This window comes from Sphingopyxis sp. (assembly GCF_035565275.1).
Lineage (GTDB): Bacteria > Pseudomonadota > Alphaproteobacteria > Sphingomonadales > Sphingomonadaceae > Sphingopyxis.
The window spans coordinates 12331-29393 of the sequence record NZ_DATMST010000219.1; the positions used below are offsets into that span (position 1 = coordinate 12331).

Consider the following 17063-nt stretch of genomic DNA (forward strand, 5'->3'; position numbering starts at 1 on the left):
ATGACCCTGCGCGCCGCGGTACAAATGGATCCGATGGACGGTATCAACATCGGGGGCGACAGCAGTTTCCACCTGATCCTGAAAGCGCTCGAGCGCGGATACGAACTCTACCATTACGACGTTCGCGGCCTCACATGGGAGGCCGGACGGCTGACCGCAAAGGCGCACCGCATCCTCGACGCGAAACGCGAAGCCGGTGCGCACTACCGGTTCGGCGACGAGGTGCTGCTCGACCTTGGCCGCGATATCGACGTCGTCTTGATGCGGCAGGACCCACCGTTCGACCTCGGCTATCTTACCGGCACCTGGCTGCTCGAACGCATCGCGAACGAAACTTTGGTGGTCAACGATCCCGTCTCGGTCCGCAACGCGCCCGAAAAGGTCTTCGTGCTCGACTTCCCCGAATTCATGCCGCCGACGATGGTCACGCGCAGCCTCGATGCGGTGAAGGATTTTCAGGCGCGTTACGGCGCAGTCGTGATCAAGCCGCTCCACGGCAACGGCGGCAAGGCGGTGTTCCGCGTCGATGCCGATGGCGCGAATCTCGGTGCGCTCGTCGAGCTGTTCGGGCAGGTGTGGCCCGAACCCTTCATGGTCCAGCAATTCCTGCCGAGCGTCAGCAAGGGCGACAAGCGCATCGTGCTCGTCGACGGCGAAGTCGCGGGCGCGATCAACCGCAAGCCCGGCGAAGGTGAATTCCGCTCGAACCTCGCGGTCGGCGGCTATGCAGAGGCGGCCGAACTCACACCGCGCGAGCAGGAGATTTGCGACGTCCTGGGACCGCAGCTCCGCGAACGCGGGCTGGTCTTCGTCGGTATCGACGTGATCGGCGGCGAATGGCTGACAGAAATCAACGTCACTTCACCCACCGGAATCGTTGCGATCGACCGTTTCAACAACAGCGATACCGCGGGCATGATCTGGGACGCGATTTTGCGCCGGATCGGCTGACGCGTCCGCGCGTTACCCTCGCATGACCGATTTCATTCTCAACCTGATCCAGAGCTGGGGTTATGCGGGGATTTTCATCCTCATGTTCCTCGAGAATGTGTTTCCGCCAATCCCGTCCGAAGTGATCATGGGCCTCGGCGGCATTGCGGTTGCCAAGGGGCATTTCGACTTCTGGACGCTCGTCGCGGTCGCGGTTGCAGGCACAACCGCAGGAAACTGGATCTGGTACGGCATCGGCCGCTGGATCGGTTATGAGCGGCTCAAGCCCTTCATCGACCGCCACGGCCGCTGGCTGACGCTCGACTGGGCCGATGTCGAGCGGCTGCATGCCTTCTTTCTGAAATATGGCCCTGCGATCGTTTTCGTCGCACGTTTCATGCCGGTCGCGCGGACAATGGTGTCGCTGCCCGCCGGCATGGTGCGCATGAATCAGGCGAAATTCCTGGTCTGGACCGCCGCCGGATCGACGATCTGGATTGCCGCGCTCGCAGGCGCGGGCAACTGGTTCGGCGGAAAGTTCGCCAACCTCGATGCCTTTGTCGGTCCGATCGCCCTCCTCGCGATCGGCTCGCTTGTGGTCATCTATGTCTACCGCGTCATCACATGGAAGCCGAAGCAGGTCGACTAGGCGCGCGGATGTGCGCTCCGGTAGATGTCGAGAAGGTGCGCGGCATCGACCGCAGTATAGACCTGCGTCGAGGCGAGGCTCGCGTGGCCGAGCAATTCCTGCAAACTGCGAAGGTCCGCGCCGCCTGCGAGCAGGTGCGTCGCGAAGCTGTGGCGCAGCGCATGCGGCGTCGTGCGCTCGGAAAGGCCCATAGCACGGCGGGCCGACCGCACGCTGGCCCGGACAACGCCGGGCTGGAGCGGCCCGCCGCGCGCGCCGAGAAATAGCGATGCATCCTTGCCTATCGGAAAGGGACATGCAGCGACGTAGCGCGCCACGGCCGCCGCGACCGCGGGCAGGATCGGCACGATTCGCGTCTTGTTACGCTTACCGGTTACGCGCAAAGTTTCGCCGATCGGCAACACCGCGCCGGTGAGCGACAGCGCCTCGCCGATGCGCAGCCCCGCACCATAAAGCAGCAGCAGCAGCGCGAAATCGCGCGCACCGACCCAGCCCTCGCGCGCATTGTCCTCGACATCCTGCGCGAGCCCAAGCGCTTCGGCGGGCGACACGGGACGCGGCAAGCCTTTCTTGACGCGCGGTCCGCGCATCTGCGGCACGCTCGCGCCCGATCCGCCGACGAAGCGCAGGAACCCGCGCAGCGCCGAAAGCTCGCGCGCCGCCGACGCGTTGCCGAGCCCCTCGGCCCGGCGCTCGGCGAGATAGGCGCGCAGGTCGTTCGGGGTCAGCGTCTTCAACGTGCGCGCATCGACCGCGCCGCCGCGATGGAGCGAGAGAAAGGCGCAGAAGCGCTCTGCGGTCGCGATATAGGCGCGGCGTGTATGCTCCGACCGGCGCTTTTCATGCGCCAGATGGGCATCCCAATCGCGGATGAAGTCCTGCGCCAAGCCAACTCCCCTTAAACCGGAAAGACTAGTGAGTTTTGACGACCTCCGAAAGGATGCTGTCGAGGAGGAGAATAGCGTCGTTGGTGACCGACAGCCGATCGCCGTCCTGCCGCATCAGCCCTTGCCGCGCGAGCCGGGTGACCGCGCCCGCATCGACGAAGGCCTCGCGCCCGAGCCCGCTCCGCGCCTCGATTCGCGACAGGTCGATACCTTCGGTCAACCGCAGCCCCATCAGCATCGCCTCGGTGGCGCGTTCGTGCGCGGGCAAGTCGGACTCGACCTTGAGGCCATGGCCGTTGCGTTCTACCGCAGCGATGAAATTCTCCGGCTTTTTGTGTCGCTCGGTCGCCTGTCCCAGCCGCCGCCCGTGCGCGCCGGGGCCGACGCCGGCATAGTCGGCGTATCGCCAGTAGGCGAGATTGTGGCGGCTTTCCTGCCCGACGCGCGCATGGTTCGACACTTCGTAGCGTGGCAGGCCCGCGGCGCAAGTCATGGCCTGCGTTGCGTCGAACAGGTCGGCGGCAGCATCGCCGTCGGGGATGGTCAGATCGCCTTTCGCCGCAAGCGTCGCGAAGCGTGTGCCGGGCTCGATCGTGAGCTGGTAGAGCGAGAGATGATCGGTGCCGAAGGCGAGCGCCGCAGCCAGTTCGGCTTCCCACGCGGCCATCGACTGCCCCGGTCGCGCGTAGATCAGGTCGAAACTGACGCGCGCGAAATGCTCCTGCGCGGTCGCGATCGCGCGGCGCGCCTCATCCTCACTGTGCGCGCGACCCAGAAATTCAAGCACGTCGCTATCGAAGCTCTGCACACCTATCGAGACGCGATTGACCCCGGCGGCAGCGAGATCGGCGAAATTCGCGACCTCGACCGAATTGGGGTTCGCCTCGAGCGTGATCTCGACATCATCGGCCAAGCCCCACGCGTCGTTCGCCGCCGCGATCACCGCTGCGACGGTTTCGGGCGGCATCAGGCTGGGCGTGCCGCCTCCGAAAAAGATCGACCCGACCCGCCGCCCCGGCAGGAGCGCGGCCTCGTGTCGCAGGTCGGCGAGCAATGCCTCGCGCCACACCGCCTGATCGACGCTGTCGCGCACATGGCTGTTGAAGTCGCAATAGGGGCATTTCGACACGCAAAACGGCCAATGGACATAAAGGGCGAGCGGTTCGGCCATGCGCCGCCATATAGGCGCTGCCGCGCGAATGTCAGCTAGCCGGCCAAAAGATGCCCGATATGGCGTCGGATATCGCCGGGCCAGCCGGCAGTCAATTCGGCGAAAGCTGCGTCGTCATCGCGATACAGCGCACGTAGCGCCTCTTCATAGCCCGGCCGGTCCCCGCAAAGATGGCTCATGAAATTATAGGCCGCATCCCTCCGCTGCCTTGCATTGGGAGCATCCTTGCTCGCCACTTCCACCAACCGGCGCAAGGCCGCCGACGCACCACCGGGCTGCGCCGCCAGCCAATCCCAATGCCGCGGCAGCAACGTGACCTCGCGCGCCTTGACGCCAAGGCGCGGGCGACCTGCCGACGGCGCGGGAGCAGTCTGTGCGGCATCCCAATAGTCGAGGTCAGCCAGTCGCCCTGTCGCGTCGTCGAAGACGAGAATGGCGCCGAGATCGCCGGGATAGTGATCTTCCAGCGTACGGGTGACCGCTTCGCGGCTCCCGGAGGAGAGCCTCGTATTGCCGAGAAAGGCGGTGACGGTTCCGGATTCATGGCTCATGGCGCCGCTTTATACCCGGGTAAAATACGAGTCAATATTACCCGGGTATAAATTGCCTATGCCGTGATACCGACCCGGCCGTTGCCGTACCACGTAAACGCGCAGTCGCTGACGCAGCGGGATACGCGCCAATCCGGATCGGCGTCGCGAAAAATGACATTCTTGTTGGCGTCGCGAAATTCCACGCTTTCATAATCCGACAAGCGATGGCCTTCGCCAAGCAGGCTGGTTTCGCCGGCTTTCACATAAAGGGTTTGCGGAACAGCGCTGTCTCTCGAAACATAGGTGACGTGAAGCGGCACATCCGCGTGGTTGACCACTCTGGTCGCTTCGGGCGACTTGGCGCAACCGGAGAGCAGCGCAATCGTGGCAAGGGCGATGACCTTCAATGACATGCCTTCCTCCTTCGATCGAAGAGGATATATTGTCTCACAGTATCGAGGATATCGCAATCTTCAGAAAAGCGCCGCTACCAGCTTCGCAAACGCATCGGCACGGTGGCTGATCGCGTGCTTCTCCTCCGGATCGATTTCCGCGTAAGTCAGTGCATTACCGACGGGGACAAATACCGGATCATAACCAAAGCCGAGCCGCCCGCGCGGCGGCCAGGTCAAGTTGCCTTGCGCCCTGCCCTCGAACACCTCGGCGTGACCGTCGGGCCAGGCGAGCGCGAGGGTGCAGACGAAGCAGGCGCCTCGATCGACATCGGGGCCTTGTTCGGCGAGCAGCCCTTCGACCTTGCCCATCGCCATATACCAGTCGCGGCCGGGCTCGCCCTCGAACGCCTGCCGCTCGGCCCAATCGGCGGTGTAGACGCCCGGCCGCCCGCCGAGCGACGCAACCTCGAGCCCGCTGTCGTCGGCGAGTGCGGGCAAGCCTGCCGCCGACGCGCTCGCATGTGCCTTCAGCAGCGCATTCTCGCGAAAGGTCGTCCCGGTCTCCTCGGGCTCGGGGAGCCCGAGGTCGCCCGCCGACACGGGCTCGATCCCGAAGGGTTCGAGCAGCGCGCGAATCTCGCGCACCTTGCCTGCATTGTGACTGGCGATCACCAGCTTGCCGGGTTCCAGTTTGCGGGTCATTCGATGATCCTTCCTTCGCCACCCCGGACCTGATCCGGCATCCATTCCAACATCGGCGTCATGGACCCCGGATCAAGTCCGGGGTGACGAAAATGGGTCAGCGGCCCGTCGCCTTGTCCTGTGCCGCGAAAATTTCGCCGCAGCCGATGCGCGCGAGGCGGAGCAGGCGGAGCAGGCCTTCTTCGTCATAGGTCGCGCCCTCGGCGCTCGCCTGCACTTCGACGATCTGGCCCTTGCCGGTCAGCACGAAATTGCCGTCAGCCTCGGCGGTCGAATCCTCGTCGTAATCGAGGTCGAGCACCGGCGTTCCCTTATAGATGCCGCACGAGATCGCGCCGACCTTGTCCTCGATCGGGTCCTCGGCCAGCGTCTTTGCCGCGAGCAACTTGTCGACCGCGAGCCGCAACGCGACCCACGCGCCCGAAATCGATGCGGTGCGCGTGCCGCCATCGGCCTGGATCACGTCGCAGTCGATGATGATCTGACGCTCGCCGAGCTTCTTCATATCGACGACCGCGCGCAGGCTGCGGCCGATAAGCCGCTGGATTTCCTGCGTCCGGCCCGACTGTTTGCCTTTCGCAGCCTCACGCGCGCCGCGCGTGTGCGTTGCGCGCGGCAGCATGCCATATTCGGCCGTCACCCAGCCCGCGCCCTTGCCGCGCATCCACGAGGGCACCTTTTCGTCGACGCTGGCGGTCACCAGCACCTTGGTGTTGCCGAAGCTGACGAGGACGCTGCCCTCGGCATGGATGGTAAATTCGGTTTCGATCGCGATGGGGCGCATCTGGTCGGGCGCGCGGCCGGAGGGGCGCATAAACTATCCTTTCGATTGGTGATTGCGGTGGCCCTTAAGCCGCCGGCCTCATTCGCTCAACCGCATCTTGAAGAAATCGAGGATTTCGTCGCGCGCCGCCACCGTCGGCTGCCCCGCCTCGTCGATCAGGTGGATGGTGACGACGCTGTGCGGGTTCTTCATCGGGCTGTCGGGATTCGCCGCGCTGTCGGGGAGCACCCTGCCGATGAAGCGGTCGCCGAGGGCGTCTTCATAGGCCGCGAAGCGTGCCGCCTGGCAATATTTGTCGCCCTCGAAGCGGTACGCGAGCACGGTCAGATCCTCGGCCTCCATCCGCGCCTTGACTGCCGCAAGCTCGTCAGGGGCGATGTGCATGCCCGCCGCATCGTTGAGCGGCAGCGAAGGCTGCGCGAGCACCGGCGCGAGCACAGCGGGCTCGAGCATCATCGACAGCGCAAAATTTCCGGTGAAGCACATGCCGATCGCGCCGACACCCCTGCCGCCGCATTCGCGGTGCGCCTGCGCCGCGAGCGCGCGCAGCCATTTGGTCGCGGGCGAGCTCTCGTTCGCCTGGAACGCCCGGAACTGACGACTGATGCAGCCGCCGATCATCGTGAACAACATGCGGGGCGCTCGCGGCACGGCCCCGTCCTTCCCGAAGATATGCGGCATATAAACGGTGAAGCCAGCATCGCGGACCCAGCGCGCGAAACGCGCGACGTGCGGGCTGATGCCGGGCATTTCGGTCATCACGATGACGGCGGGGCCGCTGCCCGTCGTGTACACGCGGTGTTTCAGGCCAAGCAGGATGATATCGCGATGGTCGAAATCGTCGAGCGGGTCGTCGCGGTCGAGCGGCGGTGTCGTCATGATTTTTCCCCCCGCGCGCAGGCTAACGCGACTTGCGGGCGCTGGCCAGCAAAGCTTGCCCCAACCCCTCCCCCTCCCTAAATCCCCCTTATGACAACGCCGCCGATCACCGAACTCACCACGCGCGCCCGCGATGTGTTCCGGCTGGTCGTCGACGCCTATCTCGAAACCGGCCAGCCCGTCGGCTCGCGCACCTTGTCGAAACTCGCCGCGCTCAACCTCTCGCCCGCGTCGATCCGCAATGTGATGCAGGATCTGGAAGAATTCGGCCTGCTCGCCAGCCCGCACACGAGCGCGGGACGCCTGCCGACCGAACAGGGCCTCCGCCTGTTCGTCGACGGCATGATGCAGGTTGCCGAGCCGTCGGCGGAAGACCGCGCGCAGATCGAGGCGAGCCTGTCCGATGCCGGCCCGATCGAAAGCGCGCTCGCGCAGGCCACGTCGGCGCTGTCGGGACTGTCGGCGTGCGCTGGCCTGGTCCTCGTCCCCAAGCATGAGCGCGTGCTCAAACAGCTCGCCTTCGTCCCGCTGTCGGCGAACCAGTCGCTCGTCGTGCTCGTCGCGGGCGACGGGACGGTCGAAAATCGCGTCATCGACATTCCGGCGGGGCTCAACCCCTCGGCGCTGGTCGAAGCGGGCAATTATATCTCGTCGATGCTCGGCGGGCTGACGCTGACCGAGGCGATGGCGCGGGTCCGCCGCGAGATCGAGGCCGAGCGCATCGCCATCGACCGCGCCGCGCAGGATCTGGTCGGCCGCGGCCTTGCGATCTGGTCCTCGGACGGCGCCGACCGTCCGGTGCTGATCGTGCGCGGGCAGGCGAATCTGCTCGACGAAAATGCGGTCGGTGACCTCGACCGCGTGCGCCAGCTGCTCGACGAACTCGAAACCAAGCAGGATATCGCGCAGTTGCTCGACAGCGCGCGCGAGGGCAGCGCGACCCGCATTTTCATCGGATCGGAGAATAAATTATTCTCGCTTTCGGGCTCGTCCGTGATAGCGGCGCCCTATCGCGGATCGGACGGGCGCGTGGTCGGTGTGGTCGGGGTCATCGGCCCGACGCGCTTGAACTATGCCCGGATCGTTCCCATGGTGGATTTCACCGCACAATCGCTCTCCAGACTGATACGATAGGTTTATGACGAACATTGAAAACGACACGCCGGTCGACAACGGCGAGAAGATCGAAACCGAAGCCGCGGAAGCCGCAGCGCCCGCCGAAGATGCCAATGAAGAACTGGCGCAGCTCGCCGAACAGGTCGCCGCGCTCCAGCAGGACCTGCTCTATGCGCGCGCCGAGACGCAGAATGTCACGCGCCGCAAGGACAAGGAGATAGCAGACGCGCACGCCTATGCCGCGACCAAATTCGCGCGCGACATATTGTCGGTCGCCGACAACCTCGGCCGTGCGCTGGCCGCGCTCAGCGAGGAACAGCGCGCCGACGAGGCGATCAAGCCATTGATCACGGGACTCGAGGCGACCGAGCGCGAATTGCTGAGCGTCTTCGAACGCAACGGCATCACGCGCATCGCTGCCATCGGCCTGCCGCTCGACCCGAATCAGCATCAGGCGATGCTCGAAATCCCGAGCGACAAGACGCCGGGCACGATCGTGCAGGAAATGCAGGCCGGCTATATGCTGAAAGATCGCCTGCTGCGTCCCGCCATGGTAGGCGTGGCAAAAGCGGGATAGCCCTGCCGCGACATCGCAGACAAAAAGAAACCCCGGTGAAAGCCGGGGTTTCTTTTTGCCGGTTATCCGCCGGTCAGGCTGCCTTGCGGAGCTTCGCCAGCTTCTTCAGCACCATCTCGCGCTTCAGCCGCGACAGATGATCGATGAAGAGAATGCCTTCCAGATGGTCGTGCTCGTGCTGGATGCACGTCGCCATCAGGCCCGTCATGCGTTCCTGATGATGCTTGCCGTCCTCGTCCTGCCAATCGACGGTGACCTCGGCGGGTCGCGTCACATCGGCATATTGCTCGGGGACCGACAGGCAGCCTTCCTGATAGACGCTATGTTCCTCGCTCTCGTCCGAAAAGACAGGGTTGATGAACACGCGCGGTTCGCGGATCACTTTCTTGCCCTCTTCGTCCTCGGGATCGGGTTCCTGCAGATCGATGACGAGGATGCGCTTCGCCACGCCAACCTGGATCGCGGCCAGCCCGATGCCGGGGGCGTCGTACATCGTCTCGAACATGTCGGCGACCAGCGTCTTCAGCTCGGCGTCGAATTTTTCGACAGGCTTCGAAATGACGCGCAACCGGGGATCCGGGGTCTCTATGATAGGGAGCAAGGCCATGGCGTGCGAGGTATGATCGCGGGGGCGCGGGGTCAAGGGGGAGCTTGTTCACGCATCGCTCATCCGCCGGTCATATCAATCGCTCGCCATTCGCGGAATCGGAAGAAAATGCGGAACCTGCTTGCAATCTTTGCGGCCTTTGCCGGAGCTATCGGCGTCAGCAGCGCGAGTGCCCGCGATGTCGCGCCCGCCGTTGCACAGCTCGATACTGTTATGGATCGCCGGATGCCTGCCATCGTGAAAGAGGAGAAGATCGGCGGCATCGGCATCGTCGTGATTCGCGACGGCCGCATCTTCTGGTCGGGACAGTATGGCGAACAGAGCCCCGGCGTACCGATCACCGCCGACACTGCATTCAACACCGCGTCGATTGCCAAGACGGTAACCGCCGAAACCTTGCTCGCGCTGGCAGCGGACGACCGGATCGACCTCGACGCGCCGATCGCAGATATCGTCCAGTCGCCGGATATCGACCGAGATTCCCGCTATGCGCTGCTCACGACACGGATTCTGTTGTCGCACCGTTCGGGGCTTCGCAATTGGCCGGACGACTATGCCGACGGCCGACTCGCCTTCGACTGGACGCCCGGCACGCGATATCGCTATTCGGGCGCGGGGATCGAACTCGCAGCGCGATATGCCGAGGCAAAAACGGGGAAACCGTTGCGCCTGCTCGCAGCCGAAATCCTGCTTCGCCCCTCGGGCATCGAGCGGATGGCGATCGGTACATTGCCTGACTGGACCGACGGGCGATTGGCGTTACCGGTCAATGCCGACGGCGCATATCTCGATAATGCGGCGACCTATCCCGGCCTGCGCGAAGGAACCGGCGTCGGGGCAGCTTATGACCTGATTGCTACGACGGATGCCTATGGCGCGTTCCTCGAAAGACTGATCGCGGCGTCGGCCGGACGATCGAAGACACGCGCGATACGCGAAACGATCCTGAGCCCGCTGACGGGCGACGAAACCTATGGCTGCGCAAAGCCCTTTGTGACGCGCTGCCCCGACCGATATGGCTTTGCGTTCGGTTGGCAGGTCCACCACTATGGCCGCCACAAGCTGTTGCAGCACACGGGTAACGATGAAGGCCAGACCGACCTCGTCTATTTTTCGCCCGACCGGCGCACAGGCGCGGCGATCTTCGTCAACGGCGCCAACGGTTGGGTGCCGATCGTCCGCGCGCTCGAGATGATTGGCGATGAGCCCGAGCTGGCAGCATATTACCGGGGGCTGATCGAAAAGCTGATGAACCGAAAGCTGGAACCCCTGTCGGGTCAGCCCTGAATCAACCCACCGGCCTCCGCGCCCTGAGCGCCTGCGCCAGCGTCCCCTCGTCGAGATAATCGAGCTCGCCGCCCACGGGCAGACCATGCGCGAGCTGTGTCAGACGGACCGGATAGCCCTCGAGCCGCTCGGCGAGATAATGCGCCGTCGTCTGCCCCTCCAGCGTCGCGTTCATGGCCAGAACGACCTCGTCGATCCCGCCCGCCGCGACGCGCGCGACGAGTTCGTCGATGCCGAGGTCCTGCGGGCGCACGCCTTCCAGCGCCGACAGCCGCCCGCCAAGCACATGATATTTGCCGGGAAAGAGCCGGGACTTGTCGAGCGCCCAGAGGTCCGACACTTCCTCGACCACGCACAGCGACCGCGCGTCGCGACGCGGGTCGGAACAGATCGCGCACGGATCCCGTGTGTCGATATTGCCGCAAATCCCGCAGGTGACCAACCTTTCGGACACCGTTTGAAGCGCTGCGAGCAGCGGCGCGAAGCTGCTTTCGCGCTTCTTCATCAGGTGCAGCACTGCACGCCGCGCCGAGCGCGGGCCGAGGCCCGGCAGGCGGGCGAGTTGCTGGACGAGCGCTTCAATCTCTTGCGATGCCATGATGGATGGTCTTAAGCGGCGCGCGAGAAATGACAATGCGCATCGCCTTTATGGGAACGCCGCCCTTTGCGGTTCCGACGCTCGCCGCGCTCCACGCGGCGGGGCATCAGATTGTGGCCGTCTATACACAGCCGCCGCGCCCGGCGCAGCGCGGCAAGAAGGTGCAGCAAAGCGCGGTGCACGTCTGGGCGGAGGAGCATGGCCTCCTCGTCCGCACGCCCAAGAGCCTGAAGAATGAGGAAGCACAGGCCGAATTCGCGGCGCTCGACCTCGATGTCGCGGTGGTTGCGGCCTATGGCCTGATCCTGCCGCAGGCGATCCTCGATGCGCCGCGCGAGGGCTGCCTCAACGTCCATGGCTCGATCCTGCCGCGCTGGCGCGGCGCGGCGCCGGTGCAGCGCGCGATCCTCGCGGGCGATGCCGAAACGGGCGTGACGATCATGCAGATGGATATCGGGCTCGATACGGGCGCGATGAGGCTGGTCGAAACGACGCCCATCTTCGGCAAGGCGGCGGGACGGCTCACCGACGAACTTGCAGAAATGGGCGCGCTGATGATGGTGAAGGTGCTGAGCGATCTCCACGCCTTCGCGCCCGAGGCGCAGCCCGACGACGGCGTCACTTACGCGGCAAAGATCGACAAGAGCGAGGCGCGGCTCGATTTTCTGACCAGCGCCGTGCAGGTCGAACGGCAGGTGCGCGCGTTCAACCCGATCCCGGGGGCCTTCTTCGAGTTCGAGGGCGAACGGTACAAGATATTGGCGGCTGAGGTCATCCATCCGTCCGAAACCGTCGTCGGCGCCACGCCCGGCGTCACGCTTGACGACGACATCACCATCGCCTGCAACCCCGGCGCAGTCCGCGCGACACGCATCCAGCGCGCCGGCAAGCCTGCAATGGAGGCGGCCGAACTGCTGCGCGGGCGCGCGATCCCGAAGGGCACGCGCCTCGGATGACATTCTACTTTCCCTTTTCGTCACCCCGGACTTGATCCCGGGTCCATAGCTGCGCCAAGCCTCCGTGGATGCCGGACCACGTCCGGCATGACGAATTTCAGGACTATACTCGCATGACCCGTTTCGCCCTTACCATCGAATATGACGGCCGCCCCTATATGGGCTGGCAGCGGCAGGCGCACGGTCCCAGTGTCCAGCAGGTGATCGAGGAAGCGATCCACCGCTTTACCGCCGAGACCGTGCAGGTGTTCAGCGCCGGGCGCACGGACGCCGGCGTCCATGCCATCGCGATGCGCGCGCATGTCGACATCGAAAAGCCGCTGACCCCCTTCAAGCTGACCGAGGCGTTGAACGCCCAACTGCGACCCGCGCCCGTTGCGGTGGTGGCATGCGAAATAGCCCCCGATGACTGGCACGCGCGCTTTGCCTGCATCGGACGCGCCTATGAATATCGCATCGTCAACCGCCGCGCGCCGCTCACGTGGGACAAGGGGTTGTCATGGCAGGTCCCGCAGCCGCTCGATGCCGATGCGATGCACGCCGCGGCGCAGCAGCTCATCGGGCTCCACGATTTCACCACCTTCCGCTCGGCGCATTGCCAGTCGCAAAGCCCGGTAAAGACGCTCGACAAGCTCTCGGTCAGCCGCCACGGCGACGAACTGATCGTCGAGGCCGCGGCGCGCAGCTTCCTTCATCATCAGGTGCGCTCGATGGTCGGCTGCCTCGCACTGGTCGGATATGGCAAATGGTCGGCGCGTGACCTGAAGGCGGCGCTCGATGCCGCCAACCGCAACGCGCTGGGGCTCAACGCCCCGCCCGACGGGCTGTATTTCGTGAGCGCAACATACCCATAGCGATCACCATCCTTCGTCAACCCGGACTTCATCCAGGTCCATGTTTACAGCGCCATGATCGATGCCGGATCAAGTCCGGCATGACGAAAGAAGATAGCGACAATGAAAAAGGGCGGCCCTTTCGGACCGCCCATTTGTTGTCGCTATCTGCGAAGCTCAGAGCGCCTTTTCCGCATAATAAAGCGGCGCATGCTCGTTGAGGATCTGGAGGATCTTCGCCTGCGCCGTCTTTTCGTCGCTTTCTTCCATCGCGCCGAGTTCGCGCGCGAGGCGGCTCGATGCCGCTTCGAAGATCTGGCGTTCCGAATAGCTCTGCTCGGGCTGGTCGTCGGCGCGGAACAGGTCGCGGGTCACTTCGGCGATCGACACGAGGTCACCCGAATTGATCTTCGCTTCATATTCCTGCGCACGGCGCGACCACATGGTGCGCTTCACCTTGGGCTTGGTGGTCAGGACCTGAAGCGCTTCCTTCAGCGTCTTGTCCGACGACAGCTTGCGCATACCGACGCCCTCGGCCTTGTTCGTCGGCACGCGAAGCGTCATTTTTTCCTTTTCGAAGCGCAGGACATAGAGTTCCAGCTGCATGCCGGCGATTTCCGACCTCTGCAGCTCGATGACGCGCCCCACGCCATGCTTAGGATAAACAACGTAATCACCGACTTCGAACAAGAGCGTGTTCGCGGACATGCAAATTCCTTTCTTGTGCCTTGACCCCGATCTGAAAGTGCGACAACACCGCGCATCCCGCCCTCCGGTTTGAGGGGGATCTGCATTCGGGCGGCACAAGCCAGTCAGAGTGACAAGGGATATGGCTCCATCGGAAACGCCGAATGTGCCCCAGCCCGGCGGCGGGAAGAGGCAGGATGTCGGCGTGTTGATATTTATTATAACAGAGTCGCAACAAAATTGCCACCCCCGCGCAGAAATGCGTGGGTCGACACTCTTGACGGCTCCTCACACCCGTTTCAGGTTGAAACGAAGCGAAGATGAGGAGCCGATATGAAAGATCAAGTCTGGTGGATCACCGGGGCCTCTTCGGGCATCGGCGCTGCGCTTGCACGCGCACTCGGCGCGCGCGACGCGAAGTTGATCCTGTCGGGCCGCAATGTCGAAGCGCTCGAAGCCGTGGCGGCCGACTGCACCGCCGATACGCTGGTCCTGCCGTTCGAGGCGACCGACTATGATGCCCTTCCGGCCATCGCTGACCGGGCTTGGGCGTGGCAAGGCCGTATCGACGGACTCGTCAATAACGCCGGCATCTCGCAGCGCAGCCTCGCGATCGACACCGGTTTTGCCGTCTATCAACAGATCATCGCGGTCGATCTGCTCGCGCCGATCGCGCTGACCCAGCAATTGCTCCCGCGCATGATCGCCGCGGGGGGCGGACAGATCATCGCAATCTCGAGCGTCGCGGGCATCGCGGGCGTGCCGCTGCGCAGCGCCTATTCGGCCGCCAAACACGGCATCATCGGCTACCATGACGCGGTGCGCGCGGAGAATGAGCATCTGGGGCTCAAGGTGCTTGTCGTGGCGCCCGGATCGGTGCGCACCAACGTCAGCCGCAATGCCCTCAACGCCGACGGCAGCATCCGCGGAGAGAGTGACGCCGCGATCGAGAACGGCCTGTCGCCCGATGATGCTGCGGCGCAAATCCTTGCGGCGGTCGATGCCGGGACGCGCGAACTGGTCGTGGCCGTGGGCGCCGAAGCGATGGTCGCCGCACTCCGTCGCAGCAACCCCGATGCCCTGTTCGACCGGATGAACGCGATGGTCCAGGCGGGCTATGCCCAGCAGATGAAGACCGGTCAGGAAAACTAGGCTTCGTTTCGCCCTCGCAGCGACGGGATCAGACGAATTAAAAACCCCGCCGGATCAACTCCGGCGGGGTTTTTCTTTTGCCCGCAGGCTGTGCAGCTACGCCGCGCCGTGCGCCAGTGCCGCGAGGAGCAGGATCGCCACGATATTGGTGATCTTGATCATCGGGTTCACCGCCGGACCCGCGGTATCCTTGTACGGATCGCCGACGGTGTCGCCGGTCACCGCGGCCTTGTGGGCCTCGCTACCCTTGCCGCCGTGGTTGCCGTCCTCGATATATTTCTTGGCATTGTCCCATGCGCCGCCGCCCGAGGTCATCGAGATCGCGACGAACAGCCCGCCGACGATCACGCCGAGCAGCAGCGCGCCGAGCGCTTCGAGCGCCGCGGCGGGGCCAGCCACCGCGCGGATCACGAAGTACACCACGATCGGCGCGAGCACCGGCAGCAGCGACGGAATGATCATTTCCTTGATCGCCGCCTTGGTCACCAGGTCGACCGTGCGCGCGTAATCGGGCTTGCTTTCATACGTCATGATGCCCGGGTTGGCCTTGAACTGGTCACGGACGTCCTTGACCACTTCGCCGGCTGCGCGGCCCACCGCAGTCATGCCCATCGCACCGAAAAGATACGGCAGGAGCGCGCCGAGCAGCAACCCGACGATGACATAGGGCGACGACAACGAGAAGGTCAGCGGTTCGGTCAGCCCGAGTTTCGCCGAATATTCGGTGATGTCGGCGGTATAGGTGCCGAACAGCACCAGCGCCGCGAGACCGGCCGAGCCGATGGCATAACCCTTTGTCACCGCCTTGGTCGTATTGCCCACGGCGTCGAGCAGGTCGGTCTTTTCACGAACGCTGTCGTCAAGACCCGCCATTTCGGCGATGCCGCCAGCGTTGTCGGTGACCGGACCATAGGCGTCGAGCGCGACGACCATGCCGGCGAGTGCCAGCATTGCGGTAGCAGCGAAGGCGATACCGACGATACCCGCCGTCTGGAACGCAACGACGATGCCGACGCAGATCACGAGCGTCGGCAGCGCGGTCGATTCAAGGCTGATGGCGAGCCCCTGGATGACGTTGGTGCCATGGCCCGTTTCCGAAGCCTTGGCGATCGAGCGCACCGGGCGATAGTTGGTGCCGGTGTAGTATTCGGTGATCCAGATGATCAGCCCGGTGATGACGAGGCCGAGCAGCGAGCAGTAGAAAAGGTCGCTGCCGTTGAACGTCGTCCCCGTGATGTCGGTCGCCATGTCGCCCTTGAGGACATAGCTTGTCGAAAACCAGATCGCCGGGATCGAGAGGACCGCGGTGACAAGGAAGCCCTTGTACATCGCGCCCATGACGTTCTTGCCGCTGCCGAGACGGACGAAATAGGTGCCGATGATCGAGGTAATGATGCACACGCCGCCCATCAGCAGCGGCAGCGTCATCAGCGGCAGCAGCATGTCGCCCGCGCTCTTCAAGAGAAGCGCGATCAGCACCATCGTGGCACCGACGGTGACGACATAGGTTTCGAAAAGGTCGGCCGCCATGCCGGCGCAGTCGCCGACATTGTCGCCGACGTTATCGGCGATCACGGCAGGGTTGCGCGGATCATCCTCGGGAATTCCGGCCTCGACCTTGCCGACGAGGTCGGCGCCGACGTCGGCGGCCTTGGTGAAGATACCGCCGCCGAGACGCGCGAAGATCGAGATCAGCGAAGCGCCGAACGCGAGCGCGACGAGCGCGTCGACTACGGTGCGATCTTCACCGCCGACGGTGTATCCACCGGGGCCGATCAAATACCAGAAGAAGACCGAGATCGCGAGAAGCGCGAGCCCCGCCACGAGCAGGCCGGTGATCGCACCGGCGCGGAACGCCATGGTCAGGCCCGCCTGCAGCCCGGTCTGCGCCGCCGCCGCAGTGCGGACGTTGGCCTTCACCGAGATGTTCATGCCGACGAAGCCGGCGACGCCCGACAGCACGGCGCCGATGACGAAGCCGGTTGCCGAGATCGGACCGAGGAACAGGCCGACAAGGATGGCGACGACGACGCCGACGATGGCGATGGTACGATATTGGCGGCCGAGATAGGCCTTGGCGCCTTCCTGAATGGCGGCGGCGATTTCCTGCATCTTTTCATTACCCGCGGAGGCGCTGAGCACCTGCCGGGAGGTAATGAACCCATAGAGCACGGCCACAAGGCCGCACGCTATCGCGATCAAAACCGGATTCATGCGTGTTGCTTCCTTCCCATGAGAAGGGCGACGCAGAAGATAGCAGTCGAGCACGTCCGACTTATTGATGCCGGTTCGCTCTCTCCCCTGATGCGACCGCCCCAAA

19 protein-coding genes are annotated in these 17063 nt (G+C 64.3%); 8 read left to right on the plus strand and 11 right to left on the minus strand.

Annotation, left to right across the window (positions count from 1 at the left end; genetic code table 11):
- Both gshB and VN047_RS15260 read left to right on the plus strand, forming a co-directional pair.
- Positions 1-951 (plus strand): glutathione synthase, encoded by a 951-nt coding sequence (gene gshB, locus VN047_RS15255; RefSeq protein WP_325544107.1) that lies wholly within the window; start codon positions 1-3, stop codon positions 949-951.
- Between the two features lie 22 nt (positions 952-973).
- Positions 974-1579, plus strand: coding sequence for a DedA family protein (locus VN047_RS15260; RefSeq protein WP_325544109.1), 606 nt, complete (start codon positions 974-976; stop codon positions 1577-1579).
- On the opposite strand, the gene VN047_RS15265 is transcribed toward VN047_RS15260, so the two are convergent.
- The 7 genes from VN047_RS15265 to VN047_RS15295 form a co-directional block, all read right to left on the minus strand.
- Positions 1576-2466 (minus strand): tyrosine-type recombinase/integrase, encoded by an 891-nt coding sequence (locus VN047_RS15265; protein ID WP_325544111.1) that lies wholly within the window; start codon positions 2464-2466, stop codon positions 1576-1578. The genes VN047_RS15260 and VN047_RS15265 overlap by 4 nt on opposite strands.
- A gap of 25 nt (positions 2467-2491) precedes the next feature.
- Entirely contained in the window at positions 2492-3637 is a 1146-nt protein-coding gene (hemW, locus tag VN047_RS15270; RefSeq protein ID WP_325544113.1) for a radical SAM family heme chaperone HemW, read from the minus strand.
- A 35-nt stretch (positions 3638-3672) separates the two neighbouring features.
- Positions 3673-4188 (minus strand): DUF2239 family protein, encoded by a 516-nt coding sequence (locus VN047_RS15275; RefSeq protein WP_325544114.1) that lies wholly within the window; start codon positions 4186-4188, stop codon positions 3673-3675.
- Between the two features lie 56 nt (positions 4189-4244).
- A complete protein-coding gene (locus tag VN047_RS15280; RefSeq protein ID WP_325544116.1) occupies positions 4245-4583 on the minus strand; it encodes a hypothetical protein in 339 nt (112 codons plus the stop codon).
- A gap of 60 nt (positions 4584-4643) precedes the next feature.
- Complete coding sequence (rdgB, locus tag VN047_RS15285; protein WP_325544118.1) at positions 4644-5267, minus strand: RdgB/HAM1 family non-canonical purine NTP pyrophosphatase; 624 nt, start codon at positions 5265-5267, stop codon at positions 4644-4646.
- Between the two features lie 97 nt (positions 5268-5364).
- Positions 5365-6081: a ribonuclease PH gene (gene rph / locus VN047_RS15290; RefSeq protein ID WP_325544120.1), complete on the minus strand. Its 717-nt coding sequence runs from the start codon at positions 6079-6081 to the stop codon at positions 5365-5367.
- Positions 6082-6129: 48 nt separating this feature from the next.
- Positions 6130-6930, minus strand: a complete 801-nt coding sequence (locus tag VN047_RS15295; RefSeq protein ID WP_325544122.1) for a dienelactone hydrolase family protein — start codon at positions 6928-6930, stop codon at positions 6130-6132.
- Positions 6931-7020: 90 nt separating this feature from the next.
- On the opposite strand from VN047_RS15295, the gene hrcA reads away from it, so the two are divergent.
- Together hrcA and grpE are read left to right on the plus strand one after the other, a co-directional pair.
- Positions 7021-8064 carry a heat-inducible transcriptional repressor HrcA gene (hrcA, locus tag VN047_RS15300; RefSeq protein WP_325544124.1) on the plus strand — a complete coding sequence of 348 codons (1044 nt, stop codon included), beginning with the start codon at positions 7021-7023 and terminating at the stop codon, positions 8062-8064.
- A 4-nt stretch (positions 8065-8068) separates the two neighbouring features.
- A complete protein-coding gene (gene grpE / locus VN047_RS15305) occupies positions 8069-8623 on the plus strand; it encodes a nucleotide exchange factor GrpE (protein ID WP_325544126.1) in 555 nt (184 codons plus the stop codon).
- 73 nt (positions 8624-8696) lie between these two features.
- Here grpE and def read toward each other — a convergent pair whose 3' ends face one another.
- Complete coding sequence (def, locus tag VN047_RS15310; RefSeq protein WP_325544128.1) at positions 8697-9230, minus strand: peptide deformylase; 534 nt, start codon at positions 9228-9230, stop codon at positions 8697-8699.
- 108 nt (positions 9231-9338) lie between these two features.
- Between def and VN047_RS15315 the strand changes: the two genes are divergently transcribed.
- Positions 9339-10517, plus strand: coding sequence for a serine hydrolase domain-containing protein (locus VN047_RS15315; RefSeq protein WP_325544130.1), 1179 nt, complete (start codon positions 9339-9341; stop codon positions 10515-10517).
- A 1-nt stretch (position 10518) separates the two neighbouring features.
- On the opposite strand, the gene recR is transcribed toward VN047_RS15315, so the two are convergent.
- A complete protein-coding gene (gene recR / locus VN047_RS15320) occupies positions 10519-11115 on the minus strand; it encodes a recombination mediator RecR (RefSeq protein ID WP_325544132.1) in 597 nt (198 codons plus the stop codon).
- A 35-nt stretch (positions 11116-11150) separates the two neighbouring features.
- On the opposite strand from recR, the gene fmt reads away from it, so the two are divergent.
- Both fmt and truA read left to right on the plus strand, forming a co-directional pair.
- Positions 11151-12071, plus strand: coding sequence for a methionyl-tRNA formyltransferase (gene fmt, locus VN047_RS15325; RefSeq protein WP_325544134.1), 921 nt, complete (start codon positions 11151-11153; stop codon positions 12069-12071).
- 113 nt (positions 12072-12184) lie between these two features.
- A complete protein-coding gene (gene truA / locus VN047_RS15330) occupies positions 12185-12925 on the plus strand; it encodes a tRNA pseudouridine(38-40) synthase TruA (RefSeq protein WP_325544136.1) in 741 nt (246 codons plus the stop codon).
- A 156-nt stretch (positions 12926-13081) separates the two neighbouring features.
- Here truA and VN047_RS15335 read toward each other — a convergent pair whose 3' ends face one another.
- Positions 13082-13612: a CarD family transcriptional regulator gene (locus tag VN047_RS15335; RefSeq protein ID WP_325544138.1), complete on the minus strand. Its 531-nt coding sequence runs from the start codon at positions 13610-13612 to the stop codon at positions 13082-13084.
- 312 nt (positions 13613-13924) lie between these two features.
- Here VN047_RS15335 and VN047_RS15340 point away from each other — a divergent pair, with 312 nt between their 5' ends.
- Positions 13925-14743, plus strand: a complete 819-nt coding sequence (locus VN047_RS15340; RefSeq protein ID WP_325544140.1) for an SDR family NAD(P)-dependent oxidoreductase — start codon at positions 13925-13927, stop codon at positions 14741-14743.
- 96 nt (positions 14744-14839) lie between these two features.
- Here the strand turns inward: VN047_RS15340 and VN047_RS15345 are convergent, their stop codons facing one another.
- Complete coding sequence (locus VN047_RS15345; protein ID WP_325544142.1) at positions 14840-16957, minus strand: sodium-translocating pyrophosphatase; 2118 nt, start codon at positions 16955-16957, stop codon at positions 14840-14842.
- Positions 16958-17063: the final 106 nt, after the last annotated feature.